Here is a 20,941-nt window from a genome sequence, read left to right as displayed (position 1 = left end):
GTCCGGGCTTTCACCGCCGCGATGCTGGGGAACACGTGGAAGCTCAGCTATAATAATCCTGCAACGGACGAACCGCAAGGTCGGCGCTTTGCAGCGCCTCGATTGCCGCGGCGGCGGCGACCGATGCGGCAGCCGTGGTGAAATAGGGCACCTTGCCCGACAGCGCCGATCCGCGGATCGATTGCGAGTCCTTGTGGCTCTGCCAACCCTCGGTCGTGTTGAAAATCAACGCGATGTCGCCATCGATGATCCGGTCCACGATGTGCGGGCGGCCTTCGGCAACCTTGTTGATCCGTTCGACCGAGACCCCGGCGTCGGCAAGGTAACGCGCCGTGCCCCCGGTGGCGACGATGTGGAAGCCCAGCCCCGACAGCTTCTTCACCGCCGGCAGCACGATAGCCTTGTCGCTATCCTTGACCGAGACGAACAGCGTACCGCTGCGCGGCAGGCTGACGCCCGCGCCCAATTGGGCCTTGGCGAAAGCGACCGGGAAATTCGCATCGATTCCCATCACTTCGCCCGTGGACTTCATCTCGGGCGACAGCACCGGATCGACGCCTGGGAAGCGCGCGAAGGGGAACACCGCTTCCTTCACCGCCATGTGATCGACCTCGCGCCGGATCGCCGGCAAGTCGGCCAGCGTCTCGCCCGCCATGATCCGCGCCGCGAACTTGGCGATGGGCTGGCCGATCGCCTTGGCCACGAACGGTACCGTGCGGCTGGCGCGCGGATTCACCTCGATCAGGTAAACCTCGCCGTCCTTCACCGCGAACTGGATGTTCATCAGCCCGCGCACGCCCAGCGCCTTGGCCAACAGCACTGCCTGGCGCTCCATTTCCTGCACCACGTCATCGGGCAGGCTGTAGGGTGGCAGCGTACAGGCGCTGTCGCCCGAATGGATGCCGGCTTCCTCGATGTGCTGCATCACCCCGGCCACGGTCACCTCGTCGCCATCGGCCAGCGCATCGACGTCGCATTCGATTGCATCGCGCAGATACTGGTCGATCAGCACCGGGCTGTCGCCCGAAACCTGAACGGCGGTGGCGATGTAGTCATCAAGCTGCGCCTGGCTGTCCACGATCTCCATCGCGCGCCCACCCAGCACGTAGGACGGACGCATCAGCACCGGATAACCGATGCGCGCCGCCACCGCGACCGCCTCGTCGCGGCTGCGGGCCAGGCCGTTGGCGGGCTGCTTGAGGCCCAGCTTCTCGACCAGCGCGGCAAAGCGTTCGCGGTCTTCGGCAAGGTCGATCGCGTCGGGCGACGTGCCGAGGATGGGGATCCCGGCGTCTTCCAGCGCCTGCGCCAGCTTCAGCGGCGTCTGCCCGCCAAACTGCACGATCACGCCGACAAGCTCGCCGTTCGCCTTTTCGACTTCGAGAATTTCCAGCACGTCCTCGGCCGTCAGCGGCTCGAAATAGAGGCGGTCAGAGGTATCGTAGTCGGTGGAGACGGTTTCCGGGTTGCAGTTGACCATGATGGTCTCGAACCCGGCATCTTCCAGCGCGAAGCAGGCGTGGCAGCAGCAATAGTCGAACTCGATGCCCTGCCCGATGCGGTTCGGGCCGCCGCCAAGGATCACGATCTTCCGCCGGTCCGAAGGCGCGGCCTCGTTCTCCGGTTCGCCGAACAACCCGCCTTCGTAGGTCGAATACATGTAGGGCGTCACCGCCTCGAATTCGGCCGCGCAGCTATCGATGCGCTTGAATACCGGACGCACGCCCAGCCGGTGGCGCAGCTTGCGCACCTCGTCCTCGCTGGTCGCCCCCGCCATGGCGCGCAGCGCATCGTGCAGCAGGCCCGAACGCTTGGCCTGGGTTTCCGCCATGCCGCCCGCGACATGGACCGACCGCACCGCCAGGGTGGCGAGGCGCTTGTCCGAAAAGCCCATGGCCTTCAGCCGCCGCAGCCCCGCCGCGTCGACCGGCAGGCCATTTTCCAGGATCGCCTTTTCCTCGGCGATGATTTCCTCGATGTGGCGCAGGAACCACGGCTCGTACTTGGTGACGGCGTGGATATCCTCCACTGAGAAGCCTTCGCGGAAGGCCTGGCCGACCGCGAGCAGGCGTTCGGGCGTGGCGCGCGAAAGGACCGCGTTGATCTCGTCGCGGTCCGCGCCCTCCAGCGCGACCACGCGGTTGAAGCCGTCCAGCCCGGTTTCCAGCCCGCGCAGCGCCTTTTGCAGCGATTCCTTGAAGTTGCGGCCAATCGCCATCACTTCGCCCACGGACTTCATCGCGGTGCCAAGCAGCGGTTCGGCGCCCTTGAACTTCTCGAACGCGAAGCGAGGTATCTTGGTGACGACGTAGTCGATCGTCGGTTCGAACGAGGCCGGCGTCGCGCCGGTGATGTCGTTGACGATCTCGTCCAGCGTATAGCCCACCGCCAGCTTGGCCGCGACCTTGGCGATGGGGAAGCCGGTGGCCTTGGACGCCAGCGCCGAGGACCGTGACACGCGCGGGTTCATCTCGATCACGATCAGGCGGCCGTCCTTCGGGTTGACCGCGAACTGCACGTTCGAACCACCTGTTTCCACGCCGATTTCGCGGAGCACCGCGATCGATGCGTTGCGCATGATCTGGTATTCCTTGTCAGTCAGCGTCAGCGCCGGGGCGACGGTGATCGAATCCCCGGTGTGGACGCCCATCGGATCGACGTTCTCGATCGAGCAGATGATGATGGCGTTGTCGTTCCGGTCGCGGACGACTTCCATCTCGTACTCTTTCCAGCCGAGCAGCGATTCCTCGATCAGCACCTCGGTGGTCGGGCTGGCCTCAAGGCCTCCGCGCACGATCTTGACGAACTCTTCCCGGTTGTAGGCAATACCGCCGCCGGTGCCGCCCAGCGTGAAGCTGGGGCGGATGATCGAGGGCAGCCCGGTCGTCTCCAGCACCGCCAGCGCCTCGTCCACCGTGTGCGCCACGCCGGAACGCGCGGATTCGAGGCCGATCTTGTCCATCGCATCGCGGAACTTCTGGCGATCCTCGGCCTTGTCGATCGCTTCGGCGTTGGCGCCGATCATGGTCACGCCGAACTTTTCGAGCGTGCCGTCCTGCGCCAACGCGAGCGCCGTGTTCAGCGCGGTCTGCCCGCCCATCGTCGGCAGGATCGCGTCGGGGCGCTCCTTCTCGATGATCTTGGCGACGATCGCCGGCGTGATCGGCTCGACATAAGTCGCGTCCGCCATCTCGGGATCGGTCATGATCGTGGCCGGGTTCGAATTGACCAGGACGATGCGGTAGCCCTCTTCCTTGAGCGCCTTCACCGCCTGCGTGCCCGAATAATCGAACTCGCAAGCCTGGCCGATGATGATCGGCCCGGCGCCGATGATCAGGATCGAGGAGATGTCAGTGCGTTTGGGCATTAGAAGTGCTGTTCCGCAAGTTTTTTGAGCTGTTCATACGCCGCCTCAGAAAGACGGAGACTCTGAGATACCTTCCCAGGAATTGCTCGGTTCTTTGATCCATAGGTGTCGATTTGAATGAACTTCTCGCCATCCGTGTCGACAAACGAAATTGTTGCTTCAACCTCGGAGTGAGCGTTCGAGCGTTCCAACTCTTTTTTGATGAACTCGCGAACTATCGCCATTTCCCCCTCCTGGTTTAAAGCATCCCCACGAACTTCTCGAACAGATAGAAACTGTCCTGAGGCCCCGGCGAGGCTTCCGGGTGGTATTGCACGCCGAACGCCTTCTTGCCCGCAATCGCGATGCCGCAGTTCGATCCGTCGAACAGCGAAACGTGGGTTTCGATCACGTTCGCCGGCAGGCTGGCGTTGTCCACCGCGAAGCCGTGGTTCATGCTGGTGATCTCCACCACGCCCTGTTCCAGCCGCTTGACCGGATGGTTGGCGCCGCGGTGGCCCTGGTGCATCTTCACCGTCTTCGCGCCGGCGGCCAGCCCCAGCATCTGGTGGCCAAGGCAGATGCCGAAGATCGGCACGTCGCGCTCCAGCAGCGCCTGGATCACGGGCACGGCATAGGCGCCGGTCGCCGCCGGATCGCCGGGGCCGTTCGAGAGGAACACGCCATCGGGGTTGAGCGACAGGATCGTTTCCAGCGAGGTTTCCGCCGGCACCACCGTCACCCCCGCCCCGGCCTTCACCAGATTGCGGAAGATGTTGTCCTTCGCGCCGAAGTCCATGGCGACGACGTGCGGGCGCTTGTCGTGCGGGGACCGGCCATAGCCCTGCCCAAGCCGCCAGACCGAACCCTGCCATTCCTCCTGCCCGTCGCGCGTGACGATGCGGGCAAGGTCCATGCCTTCAAGGCCCGGCCAGTTGCGCGCCTTTTCCAGCAGCGCGTCGATATCGAACTGCCCCTTGGGATCGTGCGCGATCACCGCGTTGGGCGCGCCGGACAGGCGGATGCGGCGGGTCAGCGCGCGGGTGTCGACCCCGGCCAGGCCGATCTTGCCGTGCTTTTCCATCCACGCGGGGAACGTGCCCTGCGCGCGGAAGCTGGCGGGTGCCGTCACGTCCTCGCGCACCACGCAGCCCACCGCGCCGGGCACGTCATGGCTTTCCATGTCCTCGGCATTGGTGCCGACATTGCCGATGTGCGGGAACGTGAAGGTGACGATCTGCGCCGCATAGGACGGATCGGTCATCACTTCCTGATAGCCGGTCATCGCGGTGTTGAAGCACACCTCTCCCACGGCCGAGCCGACCGCGCCAAAGCCTCGTCCCCACGCGACCGATCCATCCGCAAGCACGAGGACTCCCGTCGCACCTTCTGGTTGAGGCGCGTGCGAAAGTGCGGGGTCGGCCATGATGCGGGGCGCTCCGTTGGTAAGGGTTCTGACGATGTCGCTAAGGCTCGCCCGCTAGACCTGCCACGACGCACCGTCAACCTAGCGGATTGAGAAAGTTTATCCTACATGCGTTTCTTCCGCCGGCTTGCGGCGACCATCCACAGGAAACGTACAGACATCATGATCCGCGACTCGATCAAGGCCGCGCAGGTTTCTGCCATGAAGGCGGGCGACAAGGCCCGCCTGGCCGCCGTCCGCCTCATCCTTGCCAAGCTGAAGGACAAGGACATCGAACTGCGCACCGCCGCCACCGTTCCCGACGACGACGTGATCGTGGTCGACGTGCTGCAGAAGATGGCCAAGCAGCGCCGCGAATCGATCACGCTCTACGAACAGGGTGGCCGGCAGGAACTGGCCGAAGTGGAGAAAGCCGAACTCGTGGTGATCGAGGAATTCCTCCCCGCGCAGTTGAGCGACGATGACGCCAAGGCCGCGATCGCCGCGATCATCGCCGAAACCGGCGCGGCCGGCATGAAGGACATGGGCAAGGTGGTGGCCGCGCTCAAGGCGAAGCACGGCAGCCAGCTCGACATGGGCAAGGCCAGCGGGCTGGTGAAGGCGGCGCTGGCGGGGTGACACAAAACTGCCCTCCCGCTCCCTCCCGCAGGCGGGAGGGCAGTTTGTGGACTCGCCCCCGTCGCGGCGGGGGCGTTGCATGAGCCTGTCCCCGCAATGGCTGGACGAACTGCGCTCCCGCATTTCGCTTTCGGGCGTGATCGGGCGGACGGTGCGCGTGCAGAAGGCGGGGCGGGAGTTCAAGGCGTGCTGTCCGTTCCATAACGAAAAGACGCCCAGCTTCACGATCAACGACGAAAAGGGCTTCTACCACTGCTTCGGCTGCGGCGCGCACGGGGACGTGATCCGCTGGATGACCGACCACCAGGGCCTGCCCTTCATGGATGCGGTGAAGGAACTGGCGGTCGAGGCCGGCATGGAAGTGCCCGCGCCCGATCCGCGCATGGCGCAGCGCGCGGAGCAGCAGAAATCGCTGCACGACGTGATGGCGGCGGCGCAGGATTTCTTCGCGCGCAGCCTGCACGAGGAGCGCGGCGCGGACGCGCGGCGCTATCTGGCCTCGCGCGGATTCCCCGAACGGATCGTGCGCGATTTCGGCTTCGGCTTCGCGCCCGACAGCCGCACCGCGCTGAAGGAGGCGCTTTCCGCCTTCCCCGATGCCATGCTGATCGAGGCGGGCCTGCGCATCGTGGTGGAAGGCCGCGATCCCTATGACCGGTTCCGGGGCCGGCTGATGCTGCCGATCCTCGATCCGCGCGGGCGGGTGATCGCGTTTGGCGGGCGCATCCTCAGCGCCGAAAAAACAGATGCGCCCAAGTACCTGAATTCGCCCGACACGCCGCTGTTCGACAAGGGACGCACGGTTTACAACCTGCACCGCGCCGCGCCGGCCGCGCGCAATGCCGGGCGGATCGTCGTCGTCGAAGGCTACATGGACGTGGTGGCGCTGGCGGCGGCGGGGATCGCCGAGGCGGTCGCGCCGCTGGGCACCGCGCTGACGGAACACCAGATAGAACGGCTGTGGCGCGTGGTCGAATGTCCGACGCTGTGCTTCGATGGCGATGCAGCGGGGCAACGCGCGGCAATGCGCGCGATCACCCGCGCCCTGCCCCTGCTCCGCCCCGGCCACAGCCTGCGCATCGTCACCCTGCCCGGCGGCATGGACCCGGACGATGTGGTGAAGCGCGACGGGCCGCAAGCGATGGAAGCTTTGCTGAGCGAGGCGCGCAGCCTGATCGACGTGCTGTGGGCCGCCGAGCGCGATGCCCTGCCGCTGGCGACACCGGAGGACAAGGCCGGGCTCAAGGCGCGGCTGATGGCGCATTGCGACACCATCCAGCACCCGGACATCAAGGCGCTCTACCGCCGCGATCTCAACGAGCGGTTCGGCGAACTCGCCTTCGCCCGCAAGGAACGCGCGCCGTTCCAGCCGCGCCAGAGCGGCGGAGCCGCGCCGCGCGGCAAAGGGCAGCCGTGGAAACCCGCGCCGCCGCCCTTGCCCGCCGAACAGGCGAACCGCCTGCAACAGCGGGTGGGCACGCGCGACCGGCTGATCGCGGCGGTGATCGCGGGGCTGGTCGAACAGCCGGACCTGATCGCGCCCCATGCCGAAAGCCTCGCCCGGCTGCATCCGGCGGAAGCGGACATGGCGGCCACGCTCGATGCCTTGCTGGTGCTGGCCGATTCGGCCGGCCCATCGGGCGCCGCTCTTGAAAGCGAACATATCCGGACCATATTGCAGGAGCGGCGTCTGCGCACGCCGACCGCAACGGATTTTGGTGAGATTCGATTCGGCTTTCTCGCGAAGCGGGAAGGCAGCGCCGGGGAATTGGCCGACGCGATTGCGCTTCTGGTGGAGCTTCCGGAGGTGGAATCGGCGCTGGAAGAGGCCAATCGGCGCTATCAGGCCGAACTTACCCCCGAAACCGAAGCGGAAAAAGAACGTTTGCGCGAACGAAGGCTGGCCTTGTTTGCCCGGTTGGGGCAAATGGGTCGCGTTCGTGCTTCGTTATAATTGTAAGACGCAACGGCAGCTCGAACAAAGTGGTATCGGGGTTCAATGGCATCCAACGACAAGACCGATAGCGGCGATGCGCCGCTGATCGACCTGAATGACGCTTCCATCAAGAAGCTCATCGCGCGCGCCAAGCGCCGTGGCATCATCACTTACGACGAGCTGAACGAGGCGCTGCCTCAGGACCAGATGTCTTCCGAGCAGATCGAGGACATCATGGCCGCGATTTCTGAAATGGGCGTCAATATCGTCGAAAGCGACGAGGACGCGGTCGATCCGGAAGACAACCAGCAGGAAGACGTGGAAGACGTCGATCCGGTCGAGGACCGGCCCGACATCATCAAGCGCAAGGAAACCGTCGAGCGTACCGACGATCCGGTGCGCATGTACCTGCGCGAAATGGGCGCGGTGGAACTGCTCAGCCGCGAAGGCGAAATCGCCATCGCCAAGCGCATCGAAGCCGGCCGCGACACCATGATCATGGGCCTGTGCGAAAGCCCGATCACCTTCCACGCGATCATCCAGTGGTCCGAAGCGCTGAACGCGGGCGAAATGCAGCTGCGCGAGATTCTCGATCTCGACGCGATGCTGTCCAAGGAACCGCAGCCCGAAAACCTCTCCGAGGACGGCGAGGAAGCCGACGGCGAAATCAGCGAAGCCACGGCCGGCCCCTCGTTCAAGGACGAGGACGAAGTCGAGGAAGAAGAACCGGCCGACGGCGACGAGGACGACGAACTGCGCGAACGCCGCGCGCGTCCGGTGGAGGAAGAGGAAGAGGACAACACCCTCAGCCTCGCCCAGATGGAAGCGCAGCTGAAGCCGGCCGCGCTTGAGCGCTTCGCCGAGATCACCGACCTGTTCCGCCGCTTCGAGAAGATCCAGGCCGAACGGCTCGACGTGCTGGCGATCGGCAACGATTTTCCGGCGGCGAAGGAATCGCAGTACCAGAAGCTGCGCGAGGATCTGACCGCGCAGGTCGAAAGCGTGCAGTTCCACGCCAGCAAGATCGAATACCTGGTCGACAACCTCTATGCGTTCAACCGCCGCCTGACGGCACTGGGCGGGCAAATGCTGCGCCTGGCCGAACGCCACAAGGTTTCGCGCAAGGATTTCCTCGATAACTACGTCGGCCGCGAACTCGACGACGGCTGGCTGCAATCGCTGGCCGGCCGCGACAAGAAGTGGGCCGCGTTTGCCGCCAACGAAGGTTCGGCGGTGGAGCGCATCCGCGCCGAGATCGCCGACATCGCGGCCGCCACCGGCATGTCGCTGGGCGAATTCCGCCGTATCGTGAACATGGTCCAGAAGGGCGAACGCGAAGCGCGCATCGCCAAGAAGGAAATGGTGGAGGCCAACCTCCGCCTCGTGATCTCGATCGCCAAGAAGTACACCAACCGCGGGCTGCAGTTCCTGGACCTGATCCAGGAAGGGAACATCGGCCTGATGAAGGCGGTAGACAAGTTCGAATACCGGCGCGGCTACAAGTTCTCGACTTACGCGACCTGGTGGATCCGGCAGGCGATCACGCGCTCGATCGCGGATCAGGCGCGCACCATCCGTATCCCGGTCCACATGATCGAGACGATCAACAAGCTGGTGCGCACCAGCCGCCAGTTCCTGCACGAGCAGGGCCGCGAGCCCACGCCCGAGGAAATGGCCGAACGCCTCTCCATGCCGCTGGAGAAGGTGCGCAAGGTGATGAAGATCGCCAAGGAGCCGATCTCCCTCGAAACGCCGATCGGCGACGAGGAAGACAGCCACCTGGGCGATTTCATCGAGGACAAGAACGCGATCATCCCGGTGGACGCCGCAATCCAGTCCAACCTCAAGGAAACCGTTACCCGCGTGCTGGCCAGTCTGACCCCGCGCGAGGAGCGCGTGCTGCGCATGCGCTTCGGCATCGGCATGAACACCGATCACACGCTGGAGGAAGTGGGCCAGCAGTTCTCGGTGACGCGCGAACGCATCCGCCAGATCGAGGCAAAGGCGCTGAGGAAGCTGAAGCACCCGAGCCGTTCGAGGAAGATGCGCTCGTTCCTGGATCAGTAACGGCCGGCATCCCGGCAAAGCCGAAAAGGGCGTCCCGATCCGTCGGGGCGCCCTTTCGCATTTTGGGGGATGGGGCTCTCGGGGGTTGTTGCCCCCATGCGACACCCCGGCCCGATTCGTTTCAGGCGATACCGGCCCCGCCGAAACGAGGTTGAAATATGACGGGTTTAACCGCAGCAGCCGTCGGCAAGGGACCGTCATCCCACCTCATGAGGGAATCAATCAATGCGTATCGCATCTTTAGCCTCCGCGCTTCTCGCGGGAACCGCCCTGCTGCCCGTGGCTCCCGCCATGGCACAGGCCCAGGCGGCTGACGCCGAAGCGGCGGAATCGTCCGACACGATCGTCGTCACGGCACAACGCCGCCAGGAAAACATCCTGAGCGTGCCGGTCTCCGTTGCCGTCATGAAGCCCGAAACATTGCACGACATCCAGGCCGGCGGTGCCGACACCCTGCTTTCGCTGGCGGGCCGCGTCCCCAGCCTCAACGTTGAATCGACCACGGGCCGCATCTTTCCGCGGTTCTACATCCGTGGCCTTGGCAACATCGACTTCTATCTGGGCGCGTCGCAGCCGGTGTCGATCATCCAGGACGACGTGGTGGCCGAGCATGTCGTGCTCAAGTCCACGCCGGCCTTCGACATCGATCAGGTGGAAGTGCTGCGCGGTCCGCAAGGATCGCTGTTCGGCCGCAACACCACCGCCGGCATCGTCAAGTTCGATACGGTGCAGCCGTCCGCTACCTGGCGCGGCCAGGGGTCCGCAAGCTGGGGCAGCCGCAACAGCGTCAACATCGATGCCGGCGTCGGTGGCCCGCTCAACAGCAGCGGCACGCTGAGCTTCCGCCTGTCCGGCCTTTACCAGCATCGCGACAACTGGATCAGCAACACCTACACCGGCCCCAGCGACGATGGCACCGTCCCCGGCAAGAATGTGATGGGCGGCTTCAACGAGCGCGACGTGCGCCTGCAGATCGAGGCAAAGCCTTCGGACGCGCTGACCCTGCGCCTGTCCGGTCACTATCGCGACTACGATGGCACCGCGTCGATCTTCTATCGCGGCTCCATCAAGCAGGGCGTGCGCGCCGTGCCGGATACGCTGGACCTGACGAAGGTTTCCTATGACGAAGCGCAGAACAACCCGCAGGCCTACAAGACCAAGGGCGCATCGCTGAAGGCGATCTACGATTTCGGCGGCATCACGCTGACGTCGATCACCGCCTATGAAAACGCCCATGGCTATAGCCGTGGCGACACCGACGGCGGCGCCGCGGCCGATTTCGGCGGCACCGCCCCGAACTATTGCGCGGCCGGTTGCGGCCAGTCGCGCGGGGTGCTGCGCGGGCTGGACCAGTGGTCGCAGGAACTGCGCCTCGCCAGCCCGGATAGCGGCCGGTTCAAGTGGCAGATCGGGGGCATCTACTTCGATTCGCGCGACATGACCGAGTTCGATCAGCGCGCGTACTTCCTGACCAGCAATGCGCTGGGCACCACGCCCAACCCGAACAACTGGGTTCTTCTGCACAACGTCAACACCAGCTGGGGCCTGTTCGGCCAGGCTAGCTACGACCTGACCGAGAAGCTGCGCGTGACCGGCGGCGTGCGCGTGACGAACGACACCAAGACCACCGAACTGCTGAAGACCGCCGATACCGTGGCTGGCGTGGTGACGTTCCCGGCAACCGCGGCGCGCAAGGTGCGCCTTTCCGACACGCAGCCCAGCTTCGACCTGAGCCTGCTTTATCGCGCCACGCCGGATCTCAGCCTGTTCGCCCGCGTCGCGCGCGGCTTCCGTGGTCCGACCATTCAGGGCCGTTCTGCCGTGTTCAACTCGCCCTTCTCCACGGCGCAATCGGAAAAGAACACGTCCTGGGAAGCGGGCGTGAAAAGCGCTTGGCTCGATAACGCCCTGACGTTCAATCTGACCGGCTTCTACTACACGGTCTCGGACATCCAGTTGAACGGCAACGACAGCAACGGCAACGGCGTGCTGTTCAATGCCGACAAGGCTGTCGGCTATGGCATGGAAGCGGAACTGGGGCTGCGGCCGGCCCGCAACCTGAAGTTCAACATCGGCTTCAGCCTGCTGCACACCGAGATCAAGGACAAGTCGGTCTATGCGCAGGCGGGCGCGGCCGGCGGCGTGCTTTCGGAAACGGTACTCAACCCGACCGTTCGCGTGGGCAACAACTACTTCGCCCAGATCAACGGCAACCCGCTGCCCAACGCGCCTGACTTCAACCTCAACGTAAGCGGCCGCTACGACCTGCCGCTGAACGAGAAGCTCCGCGCGTTCGTGGGCGCGGACTTCAACCTGCAGGGCTATACGATGTACGTGCCCTACAAGACGGTGGAGTACACCTCGAACGGCAACTTCGAACTCGGCCTCAAGGCGGGTCTGGCTTTCGAGCGCTATGAGTTGGCCTTCTTCGCCCGCAACCTCACCGACAAGCGCAACCTTGTCGGCGTTATCGACACCTCGAACTACCGTGCCGGCATCTACAACGATCCGCGCGTGTTCGGCGTGACGTTGAGCGGGTCGTTCAACTGATCCGCTCCTGATACGATGCAATGCAAGGCGGGGCGCCCCTAGGGCGCCCCGCAAATACGGACAATAGGGCATTGCACGGCGTTTGATCTGGCATCGTTGGCGCAATGCGCCTAAGGGGGCGCAGAATCCCCTCCAAGGACAGCCGGAAACGCAAAATCCCATGCGCATAGCCATTGCTTCCGATCACGCCGCGTTCGACCTCAAGGCGGAACTGCGCGAATATCTGATCGGTCTGGGCCACGAAGTCGCCGATCTTGGCCCGGAAACGGCCGATCGCGTCGATTACCCCGACTATGGCTACAAGCTGGCCTCGGTGGTCGCCGATGGCACCGCCGCATTCGGCGTGGCGCTGTGCGGTTCGGGCATCGGCATCTCGATCGCGGTGAACCGCAATCCCGCCTGCCGCTGCGCGCTGGTTTCCGAACCGCTGTCCGCCGCGCTGGCACGCGAACACAACGATGCCAACTGCATCGCCATGGGCGCGCGCCTGACCGGCGTCGACATGGCCAAGGCCTGCCTCGATGCGTTCCTGTCCACCGAATTCGGCGGCGGCCGCCATGCCGGCCGCGTCGACAAGCTTTCCCATCCCCAGGTCTGAAGAGGAGACGACCAGATGACCAATGCCGCCACCGCGACTTCGGAAATCCGCTCCTCGGGTTTCTTCACCGAACACCTTGAGAGCGCCGATGCCGAAGTCTACGCCGCGATCCGGGGCGAACTGAAGCGCCAGCAGACCAAGATCGAACTGATCGCCAGCGAGAACATCACCTCGCTTGCGGTGCTCGAAGCCACGGGTTCGGTGTTCACCAACAAGTACGCCGAAGGCTATCCGGGCAAGCGCTATTATGGCGGCTGCGAATATGCCGACGTGGTCGAAACACTGGCCATCGAACGCGCGAAGAAGTTGTTCGGCTGCCAGTTCGCCAACGTGCAGCCGAATTCGGGCAGCCAGATGAACCAGGCCGTGTTCCTCGCCCTGCTGGAACCGGGTGACAGCTTCATGGGACTGGACCTCAATTCGGGCGGCCACCTGACCCACGGATCGCCCGTCAACATGAGCGGCAAGTGGTTCAAGCCGATCCCCTATGGCGTGCGCGAGGACGATCACCTGATCGACATGGACGAGGTTGCCCGCCTTGCCCGCGAACACAAGCCGAAGCTGATCATCGCGGGCGGCACCGCCTATTCGCGCGTGTGGGATTTCCCGCGCTTCCGCGAGATCGCCGATGAAGTGGGCGCGTGGCTGCTGGTCGACATGTCGCACTTCTCCGGCCTTGTTGCCGGCGGCGCGCATCCCTCGCCCTTCCCGCACGCGCACGTCGTCACCACCACCACGCACAAGTCGCTGCGCGGCCCGCGTTCGGGCGTGGTGCTCACCAATGACGAGGACATCGCCAAGAAGATCAACATGGCGGTGTTCCCTGGCATGCAGGGCGGCCCGCTCGTCCATGTGATCGCGGCCAAGGCGGTTGCCTTCGGCGAGGCGCTGCGCCCCGAATTCCGGGCCTATGCCTCCCAGATCGTGGCGAACGCGCGCGCGCTTGCCTCGTCGTTGCAGGAACAGGGCCTCGCCATCGTTTCGGGCGGCACCGACAACCACCTTATGCTCGTCGATCTGACAGCGAAGGACGTGACCGGCAAGGCGGCGGAAAAGGGCCTCGATCGCGCCTGGCTGACCTGCAACAAGAACGGCATCCCGTTTGACAAGCGCTCGCCCTTCGTCACCTCGGGCATCCGCCTTGGCACGCCCGCCGGCACCACGCGCGGCTTCGGCGTGGCCGAATTCCGCACAATCGGGCAGCTCATTGCCGAAGTGGTCGATGGCATGGCGCGCAACGGCGATGAAGGCGACGGGCAGATCGAACAGCGCGTGCGCGATCGCGTGGCCGAGTTGTGCGATCGCTTCCCGATCTATCCGGAGTTGTAAGGCCATGAGCAACCGCGACGAAGATCTCGTCGGCCGAGCCCGGGGCGAGATCACCGCCATGGCGAAACAGGGGATGGGCCATCCTTCGACCAAGCCTGTGCTGATCGGCGCCGGGATCGGCGCCGTCGCGGGCGCGCTGCTGCCGGTGATCACCCTGCCCGCCGGCCTCGCCATCGGCGCGGGCATTGCGTTCTGGCAACGGATCAAGCGCTGACCGATGCGTTGCCCGTTCTGCGCGCATGACAACAGCCAGGTGAAGGACAGCCGGCCGAGCGAGGACAACACCTCGATCCGCCGGCGGCGCCAGTGCGAAAGCTGCGGCGCCCGCTTCACCACGTTCGAGCGCGTGCAGTTGCGCGAGATCATGGTGGTAAAATCGGGCGATCGGCGCGAACCGTTCGACCGCGCCAAGATCGAGCAGTCCGTTTCCCTCGCCTGCCGCAAGCGGGGCGTGCCGCAGGAACGGCTCGATCGACTGGTTTCGAGCATCCAGCGCCAGATCGAGACGATGGGCGACACCGAAGTGCCCTCCAAGGCGATCGGGGAAATGGTGATGGACGGGCTGCGCCAGATCGACAGCGTCTCCTACATCCGCTTCGCCAGCGTCTATCGCGACTTCACCGAGGCCCGCGATTTCGAGGAATTCGCCAGCACCGTGCGCGAAGTGGGCGCGCATTGACGCAGCCCGCCGCCCTTCCCCCGGTCATCGTTCTGGTCCGTCCGCAGCTTGGCGAGAATATCGGCAAGGCAGCGCGCGCCATGCTCAATTTCGGGCTGACCGAGATGCGGCTGGTCTCGCCGCGCGATGGCTGGCCCAATCCGTCGGCCGGCCCGGCGGCCTCGGGCGCGGATATCGTGCTGGAACAGGCGCGGGTGTTCGAGACGCTGGCCGACGCCGTGGCCGACTGTGCCCACGTCTATGCCACCACGGTGCGCAAGCGCGGCGTGACCAAGCCCGTGGTGACGCCGGAGCAAGCCGCCCGCGCGATCACGACCGCGCCGGGCCGCAGTGCCATCGTGTTCGGGCCGGAGCGCTCCGGGCTGGAAACCGACGACGTAGCGCTGGCCCGCGCGATCCTGACCGTACCGATCAACCCGGAGTTCGGCTCGCTCAATCTGGCCCAGGCTGTGATCCTGTGCGCCTACGAATGGTCCAGGCATGTCCAGGCGAGCGATGCGGCGCTGATCCAGCCGACGGTCGAGGAACTGCTCCCACCCGCCCCGCAGGACGAATTCGAGGGCATGTTCGCGCAACTGACCGAGATGCTGGAGCCGCGCGGCTATTTCGAGCCGCCGAGCCGGGCGGCGGCCACGCGGCGCACGCTGCGCACCATGCTGACCAAGCCCGGCTGGAACCATCTCGAGATCCGCACCCTGCGCGGCGTGCTTTCAGCGCTGCGGCGCACGCCGGAGCCAAAGGACTGAGCGGTATCGGACCCGGATCTATTCGTTGCCGGCGCGCAACCGTTCGCGCGCCTGGCGCTCGAACGCGACCGAAGCGTCAAACAGCCGATCCCAGAAATCGCCGACCAGCCCCACCGGCACGCCCTGCTCGAACGCGCGGCGGCGAATCGCCGAAAGGACCGCCCTGCGCCGTTCTTCGTCATCCAGATTGAAACGCCCGTCGTTGAGTTTCGCCGCGGCGCGCACCAGGGCAAAGCGCCGGGACAGAAGGTCGATGAGTTGGCGATCGACAAGATCAATGCCGCTGAACACGTCGTCCAGCGTCACAAAGTCCTCAGGATTGGGCGGCCCCTCGCTCATCTATTCCAATTGAACCCAAAATTCCGGTTCTGTCTATGGCACCTGCCCTTGACAAACCACTAAAGCCCTGTTCTTAGCGCCCGTTCACATGGACTCCGCTGAAGCTCGCTTCCGGCGGTCCAGTCCGATTGGCCCCGCACCCCGGTGAAGCGGTGGCCGCGTTCCGTAACTGACGGAATGGTGCGTACCGGGTCTGAAGCACGGGTGATGGTCATCCGCGCAAGCAAGTTGGAGGCACCTGCGCCATGTCGAAGCGCAAGGCATCGAAGTACAAAATTGATCGCCGTCTTGGCGAGAACATCTGGGGCCGTCCCAAGAGCTCGGTCAACCGCCGCAGCTATGGCCCCGGACAGCACGGCCAGCGCCGCAAGAGCAAGGTGTCGGACTTCGGCATCCAGCTCCGCGCCAAGCAGAAGCTCAAGGGCTACTACGGCGACGTGACCGAGAAGCAGTTCAAGCGCACCTACCAGGAAGCCGCCAAGATGAAGGGCGATACCGGTCAGAACCTGATCGGCCTGCTCGAACAGCGCCTCGACATGGTCGTGTATCGCGCCAAGTTCGCGCCGACGATCTTCTCGGCCCGCCAGGTCGTTTCGCACGGCCACATCTACGTCAACGGCGTGAAGTGCAACATCGCCTCGCGCCGCGTGCGCCCCGGTGACGTCGTCAGCCTTGGCAAGAAGGCCAAGGAAATGGCGCTGATCGCCGAAGCGCAGGCGCTGCCCGAACGCGAAGTGCCCGACTACGTCGCTGCCGAAGGCGACAAGGTGACCTTCACCCGCGTTCCGACGCTTGATGAAGTGCCCTATCCGGTGAAGATGGAACCGAACCTGGTCGTCGAGTTCTACTCGCGCTGATCGGTCCGGCTTCGGCACGAAAAAGCACGAAAGGCGGGGCTCAACCCCGCCTTTTTTGTTTCTAAATCATATCGTTACATTTCATCAGCGCTATTCGTCGCCCCGCAAGATCGGCCGGTCGCAAGATCGCGCCGGATTGATCTCGATCACGGAACTGAAACGCGCTTCGGCCATTGGCCGGGCATGCCGATGTTTCGTTTCGTCACCCCGCACCGATGCGGAAAATGGTACCCCGACCTGCTGACCGCGCAGCAACAGGCCTGCGCGATCGGTGCCGGATTTTTCGAGGATCGCAGCGGCGAATTCTACCAGTACCCCGGCACCCGTCTCGAAACGCGTCCGTTCGACACGCCGGATGAAACGGCCGACATCGCGGCGTGACGAGGCCGGGCGACTAGCGGTTAAGCATCTTGCGGATGAAGGCGTCGCTCATGGACAATATTTTCGTGCGCGCCGCGGCATCGTCCAGCTGGTGATCAAGATCCGGAAACTCGATATATTCGACAGTCTTCCCGGCATCTCGAAGCTTATCGGCCATTAGTCGGGAATGGCCGACATTGACGTTGATATCCCACGATCCGTGAAACAGCAGAACAGGGGCGGAAATGGTTGCGGCATTCTGCGCTGGGGAACCAGAAGCCACATGCTCGCCATGGCCAATGAACCTGTCCACGATCTTGTAGTCCGTATAATCGACGTGATCCCGCCGCAGCCGCTCAAGATCCGTCACCGGCGCTATGGCGACAATCGCCTTGTACAGCCCCGGTTCGGCAACGCCGGACTGAAGCGCCGCGTATCCTCCATAAGACCATCCCACAATCGCCAGTTTACCCGGCGCCGCCACCCCCTGGCTGACCAGCCACTTGCCCGCATCGTCTATGTCACCGATCGCGGTGCGCCAGGACTGGAATCCGTTTTTCTGGTACCAGTCTGCACCATAGCCGCTGGACCCCCTGTAATTGGGTTGCAGCACTGCAAATCCGCGCACGGCGAAAAACTGCACCAGCCAGTCAAATCCCCATTCGTCTCGCGAACTGGGGCCGCCATGCGGCATGACGATGGCCGGAAGATTTCTGCCGTCACTGCCCGGAGGTATCGTCAAGTACCCCGGGATCATCGTTCCGTCCGATGCCGGAAAAGTGACTGGCTTCATTTCCGCCAGCTTCATGCCTTCAAGCTGGCCGCGAGCCGGAAGCAATGACTCCAGCTTGTGCGTACCCTTGTCGAACAAATAGTACTGCCCCGGATCAACATCGCTGCCGGCAAACAGAAGCAGCTTGCTTTCGTCTTCGCTGGCACTCACGAAATCGACCTGCGGCTTGCCTGGCAGCGCTTTGCCCAAAGCCGCCGCCAGCGTTTTCAGGGCCGGATCGAAATACTCAGCCCGCCGCTTGTCCGTTGCGTAACCCACCCCCACAACGCGCCGTTGACGACCGATCACAATCAGTTCGTCCACATCCACGTCATCGCGACCGAGCACTAGCTCCTTCTTGCCGCTTCCATCGAGCTTGATGCGATACAGCGCCTGACGTCCGGAAGGGCCGGCGTCAAAACCATAGACCACATCCTGAACCGGATCGACAGTCAGGGGATTGAACCCCTTGCCCAGACCCGCATCCCCCTGATCGACCCGCCCCAAAGGATACCATGTCCTATCGCCGGCCTTGCGGTAGGAATAATCGATAGTCCCGGAGGAGTAAGGGCCAGAAGCACTGACCTCAGTCCCCAAGATGCGCACATGCCCGATCCCGTCGGTAATATATTCGACGGAGCCAGACTTTGGCACTTCGACAATCCGCCGCACCAGCGAATTCACGTCCACGGATTCTACGCCAAGGCCCTCAACCGCTGGGCAATACGAGTGCCTATATCGGTTTCCGGCACGAACTGGCGCGTCATCATCACCCAGCCCGGTTTGTCTCCGGTCCAATCGATGATCGATCCGCCATTCCAGGTTATACCAAGAGCACGGCTGCTTGTCCGCTCGGTCACCACCTTCAAATTGCTGCCGTCACTATCGACTGCGATGGTGCGGGAGTATCGTGCAAGCGCGTCTGTGAGCTTCGTGGTGATGGAAACGTAACAGACCAGCCTGCTTGCAGTTGGCCACAAGCACCTGCTGAACTGCTCGCTTGCTTGACTGCTGCGCAAAATCGGCTTCGGCGCACCGCCTGCTATAAGATCTATGACCATGACCAACTGGCCCGAAGGGCCGGGCGTAATGATCGCCGCATGGGCGCCATCGGGCGCGAGCGACATCGACATGACACCTTCGCGGGCCCCGAACCTTGCCGCCAGTTCTTCCAGGGACTGCGCATGAGGGGCGGACAGAGGCACTAAAGCGGCAAACACAGCCTGCGCCCATCCCGCCAGTCGACTATTCATGCCCCTCTCCCCATGTTGACGGGATCAGGATGGCAAACACCCACTGAAACTTCAAATGGTTCAGGCTCTTACTGCGAAATTGGATGTTTAATTTCGAAGATAGTTCCGCCGGAAGTCCGCTGCGAACGTGGCAAAAGTCCCTTCCGCGATAGCCGCCCGCATCCCCGCCATCAACTGCTGGTAGAACGAGAGGTTGTGCTCCGTCACCAGCATCGCGCCCAGCATTTCGCCGGATTTGTGCAGGTGATGGAGATAGGCGCGGCTGTACTTCGCGCAGACGGGGCAGGGGCAGCGTTCGTCCAGCGGGCCGGTGTCTTCGGCGAAGCGGGCGTTGCGCAGGTTGAGCGGGCCGTTCCAGGTGAACGCCTGGCCGTTGCGGCCCGAGCGCGTCGGCAGCACGCAATCGAACATGTCCACGCCGCGTTCGACGGCGCCGACGAGGTCATCGGGCTTGCCCACCCCCATCAGGTAGCGCGGGCGATCCTGCGGCAACTGGTCGGGCGCGAAATCGAGCGTGGCGAACATCGCCTCCTGCCCCTCGCCCACGGCCAGCCCGCCGATGGCGTAGCCATCGAAGCCGATGTCGCGCAAGGCGTCGGCGCTTTCCCGGCGCAGGCCTTCGTCGAGCGCGCCCTGCTGGATGCCGAACAGCGCGGCATTTTCGGCATGTTCGCCGCCGCTGTCGAAGCCTTCTCGGCTACGCCTGGCCCAGCGCATCGACATCGCCATAGAACGCGCGATCACCTCGCGCGGTTGATCGGCGCGCGGGCATTCGTCGAACGCCATGACGATATCGGACCCCAGCAGGCGCTGGATCTCCATCGAGCGTTCGGGCGAGAGCATGTGCCGCGATCCGTCGAGATGGCTGGCGAACGTGACGCCTTCCTCGGTGATCTTGCGCAAGTCCGACAGGCTCATGACCTGATAGCCGCCGCTGTCGGTCAGGATCGGGCGGTCCCAGCCCATGAATTTGTGCAGCCCCCCCAGCCGCGCCACGCGCTCCGCGCCGGGGCGCAGCATGAGGTGATAGGTATTGCCCAGGATGATGTCCGCACCCGTGGCGCGCACGTCTTCCACCTTCATCGCCTTGACGGTTGCCGCGGTGCCCACGGGCATGAAGGCCGGCGTGCGGATTTCGCCCCGTTTCATGGTGATGACGCCGGTGCGCGCCTTGCCGCTGGTGGCGTGGATCAAGAACGAAAAACGGGTCATGACGAAGCGGTCGGCCTGAAATGCGGGCGATGCCCGGCGCAAGACGTGGAAAGAGGATTGCGGCCCTTACGGCGAAACGCCATGGCGCGCAAATGATCGAACCGTGGCTCTATCCCGCGCTGACCGCCGTTGCCGTGCTGACGGGCTTCGTCGATGCCATCGCCGGTGGCGGGGGGCTGATCATGATGCCGGCGCTGATCTACACCGGCCTGCCGCCGCACGTGGTGCTGGGCACCAACAAGGTGCAATCCGCCTGCGGCACCGCGATGGCGACGCTGCGCTATCGCCGCGCCGGGCTGTTCGCGATACGCCCCAACCTTCCCGCGGTGGTGGCGATCTTCGCGGGCGCGCTGGCCGGAGCGCTGGTGATCCAGCGGTTCGATGCCGATGTACTGCGACTGGTGGTGCCGTTGCTGCTGATGGGGATCGCGCTCTACACCGTGTTTTCGCCGCGCATGGACGATCACGACAGCACGGCGCGGCTTTCCGAGCGCGGCTATCTGCCGGCGGCAGGCGGGGTGGGCTTTTACGACGGCTTTTTCGGCCCCGGCGCGGGCCAGTTCTACACGACCACGCTGGTTGGCCTGCGCGGGCTTGGCCTGACGCGGGCGACGGGGCTGACCAAGCTGTTCAACCTGACCAGCAACGTCGCCAGCATCGTGGTCTTCGCGTCCGGCGGGCAAGTGCTATGGCTGCTGGGCCTGTGCATGGGCGCGGGCGCGATGACCGGGGCATGGCTGGGCTCGCACTGGGCGACGCGGCTGGGCGCGCGGCTGATCCGGCCGCTGCTGGTCACGGTGAGCCTGGCGCTGACGGCACGGCTGGTGTGGGGCTGGTTCGCGCGATAGGCGCG

Annotated in this window: 19 protein-coding genes; 12 read left to right on the top strand and 7 right to left on the bottom strand. The window is 64.4% G+C overall.

Annotation, left to right across the window (positions count from 1 at the left end):
• Positions 1 to 43 precede the first annotated feature (43 nt).
• The 3 genes from carB to carA are packed head-to-tail and all read right to left on the bottom strand — an operon-like array spanning position 44 to position 4,772.
• Positions 44 to 3,367 (bottom strand): carbamoyl-phosphate synthase large subunit, encoded by a 3,324-nt coding sequence (gene carB / locus EH199_RS08420; RefSeq protein ID WP_124808809.1) that lies wholly within the window; start codon positions 3,365 to 3,367, stop codon positions 44 to 46.
• Positions 3,367 to 3,591 (bottom strand): methionyl-tRNA formyltransferase, encoded by a 225-nt coding sequence (locus EH199_RS08415; protein ID WP_124808808.1) that lies wholly within the window; start codon positions 3,589 to 3,591, stop codon positions 3,367 to 3,369. The genes carB and EH199_RS08415 overlap by 1 nt, the downstream gene beginning before the upstream one ends.
• 14 nt (positions 3,592 to 3,605) lie before the next feature.
• Entirely contained in the window at positions 3,606 to 4,772 is a 1,167-nt protein-coding gene (gene carA, locus EH199_RS08410) for a glutamine-hydrolyzing carbamoyl-phosphate synthase small subunit (protein ID WP_124808807.1), read from the bottom strand.
• 162 nt (positions 4,773 to 4,934) lie between these two features.
• On the opposite strand from carA, the gene EH199_RS08405 reads away from it, so the two are divergent.
• The 9 genes from EH199_RS08405 (at position 4,935) to EH199_RS08365 (ending at position 15,295) form a co-directional block, all read left to right on the top strand.
• Positions 4,935 to 5,390: a GatB/YqeY domain-containing protein gene (locus EH199_RS08405; RefSeq protein WP_124808806.1), complete on the top strand. Its 456-nt coding sequence runs from the start codon at positions 4,935 to 4,937 to the stop codon at positions 5,388 to 5,390.
• Positions 5,391 to 5,469: 79 nt separating this feature from the next.
• Positions 5,470 to 7,344 (top strand): DNA primase, encoded by a 1,875-nt coding sequence (gene dnaG, locus EH199_RS08400; RefSeq protein ID WP_124808805.1) that lies wholly within the window; start codon positions 5,470 to 5,472, stop codon positions 7,342 to 7,344.
• 45 nt (positions 7,345 to 7,389) lie between these two features.
• On the top strand, positions 7,390 to 9,393 hold the full coding sequence (rpoD, locus tag EH199_RS08395) for an RNA polymerase sigma factor RpoD (protein ID WP_124808804.1): 2,004 nt from the start codon (positions 7,390 to 7,392) through the stop codon (positions 9,391 to 9,393).
• A gap of 225 nt (positions 9,394 to 9,618) precedes the next feature.
• The gene (locus tag EH199_RS08390; RefSeq protein WP_124808803.1) at positions 9,619 to 11,943 is read left to right on the top strand and encodes a TonB-dependent receptor; all 2,325 of its coding nucleotides are present in this window, start codon (positions 9,619 to 9,621) and stop codon (positions 11,941 to 11,943) included.
• Positions 11,944 to 12,103: 160 nt separating this feature from the next.
• On the top strand, positions 12,104 to 12,541 hold the full coding sequence (gene rpiB / locus EH199_RS08385; protein ID WP_124808802.1) for a ribose 5-phosphate isomerase B: 438 nt from the start codon (positions 12,104 to 12,106) through the stop codon (positions 12,539 to 12,541).
• A gap of 15 nt (positions 12,542 to 12,556) precedes the next feature.
• Entirely contained in the window at positions 12,557 to 13,870 is a 1,314-nt protein-coding gene (gene glyA, locus EH199_RS08380) for a serine hydroxymethyltransferase (RefSeq protein ID WP_124808801.1), read from the top strand.
• A 4-nt stretch (positions 13,871 to 13,874) separates the two neighbouring features.
• Positions 13,875 to 14,084, top strand: coding sequence for a hypothetical protein (locus EH199_RS08375; protein WP_124808800.1), 210 nt, complete (start codon positions 13,875 to 13,877; stop codon positions 14,082 to 14,084).
• A 3-nt stretch (positions 14,085 to 14,087) separates the two neighbouring features.
• Positions 14,088 to 14,549, top strand: coding sequence for a transcriptional regulator NrdR (gene nrdR / locus EH199_RS08370; RefSeq protein ID WP_124808799.1), 462 nt, complete (start codon positions 14,088 to 14,090; stop codon positions 14,547 to 14,549).
• On the top strand, positions 14,546 to 15,295 hold the full coding sequence (locus EH199_RS08365; RefSeq protein ID WP_124808798.1) for an RNA methyltransferase: 750 nt from the start codon (positions 14,546 to 14,548) through the stop codon (positions 15,293 to 15,295). Before nrdR ends, EH199_RS08365 begins: the two co-directional genes overlap by 4 nt.
• Before the next feature lie 18 nt (positions 15,296 to 15,313).
• On the opposite strand, the gene EH199_RS08360 is transcribed toward EH199_RS08365, so the two are convergent.
• On the bottom strand, positions 15,314 to 15,634 hold the full coding sequence (locus tag EH199_RS08360; RefSeq protein WP_124808797.1) for a chorismate mutase: 321 nt from the start codon (positions 15,632 to 15,634) through the stop codon (positions 15,314 to 15,316).
• Positions 15,635 to 15,879: 245 nt separating this feature from the next.
• Here EH199_RS08360 and rpsD point away from each other — a divergent pair, with 245 nt between their 5' ends.
• Together rpsD and EH199_RS08350 are read left to right on the top strand one after the other, a co-directional pair.
• Positions 15,880 to 16,491, top strand: a complete 612-nt coding sequence (gene rpsD, locus EH199_RS08355) for a 30S ribosomal protein S4 (protein WP_124808796.1) — start codon at positions 15,880 to 15,882, stop codon at positions 16,489 to 16,491.
• Between the two features lie 189 nt (positions 16,492 to 16,680).
• Positions 16,681 to 16,872 carry a hypothetical protein gene (locus tag EH199_RS08350; protein WP_223806549.1) on the top strand — a complete coding sequence of 64 codons (192 nt, stop codon included), beginning with the start codon at positions 16,681 to 16,683 and terminating at the stop codon, positions 16,870 to 16,872.
• 13 nt (positions 16,873 to 16,885) lie between these two features.
• Here EH199_RS08350 and EH199_RS08345 read toward each other — a convergent pair whose 3' ends face one another.
• The 3 genes from EH199_RS08345 to tgt form a co-directional block, all read right to left on the bottom strand.
• Complete coding sequence (locus EH199_RS08345) at positions 16,886 to 18,307, bottom strand: S9 family peptidase (protein WP_223806548.1); 1,422 nt, start codon at positions 18,305 to 18,307, stop codon at positions 16,886 to 16,888.
• Positions 18,308 to 18,318: 11 nt separating this feature from the next.
• Positions 18,319 to 18,876, bottom strand: a complete 558-nt coding sequence (locus EH199_RS24640; RefSeq protein WP_223806547.1) for a hypothetical protein — start codon at positions 18,874 to 18,876, stop codon at positions 18,319 to 18,321.
• 87 nt (positions 18,877 to 18,963) lie between these two features.
• Positions 18,964 to 20,088, bottom strand: coding sequence for a tRNA guanosine(34) transglycosylase Tgt (gene tgt / locus EH199_RS08340; protein ID WP_124808794.1), 1,125 nt, complete (start codon positions 20,086 to 20,088; stop codon positions 18,964 to 18,966).
• Between the two features lie 92 nt (positions 20,089 to 20,180).
• Between tgt and EH199_RS08335 the strand changes: the two genes are divergently transcribed.
• Complete coding sequence (locus tag EH199_RS08335) at positions 20,181 to 20,936, top strand: TSUP family transporter (protein ID WP_124808793.1); 756 nt, start codon at positions 20,181 to 20,183, stop codon at positions 20,934 to 20,936.
• The last annotated feature ends 5 nt before the right edge of the window (positions 20,937 to 20,941 follow it).

Origin of the sequence: Novosphingobium sp. LASN5T (genome assembly GCF_003856955.1) — a bacterium.
GTDB lineage: Bacteria > Pseudomonadota > Alphaproteobacteria > Sphingomonadales > Sphingomonadaceae > Novosphingobium.
The sequence above is the reverse complement of the archived record's forward strand: the minus strand, read 5'-3'. Positions and strand labels throughout refer to the sequence as shown.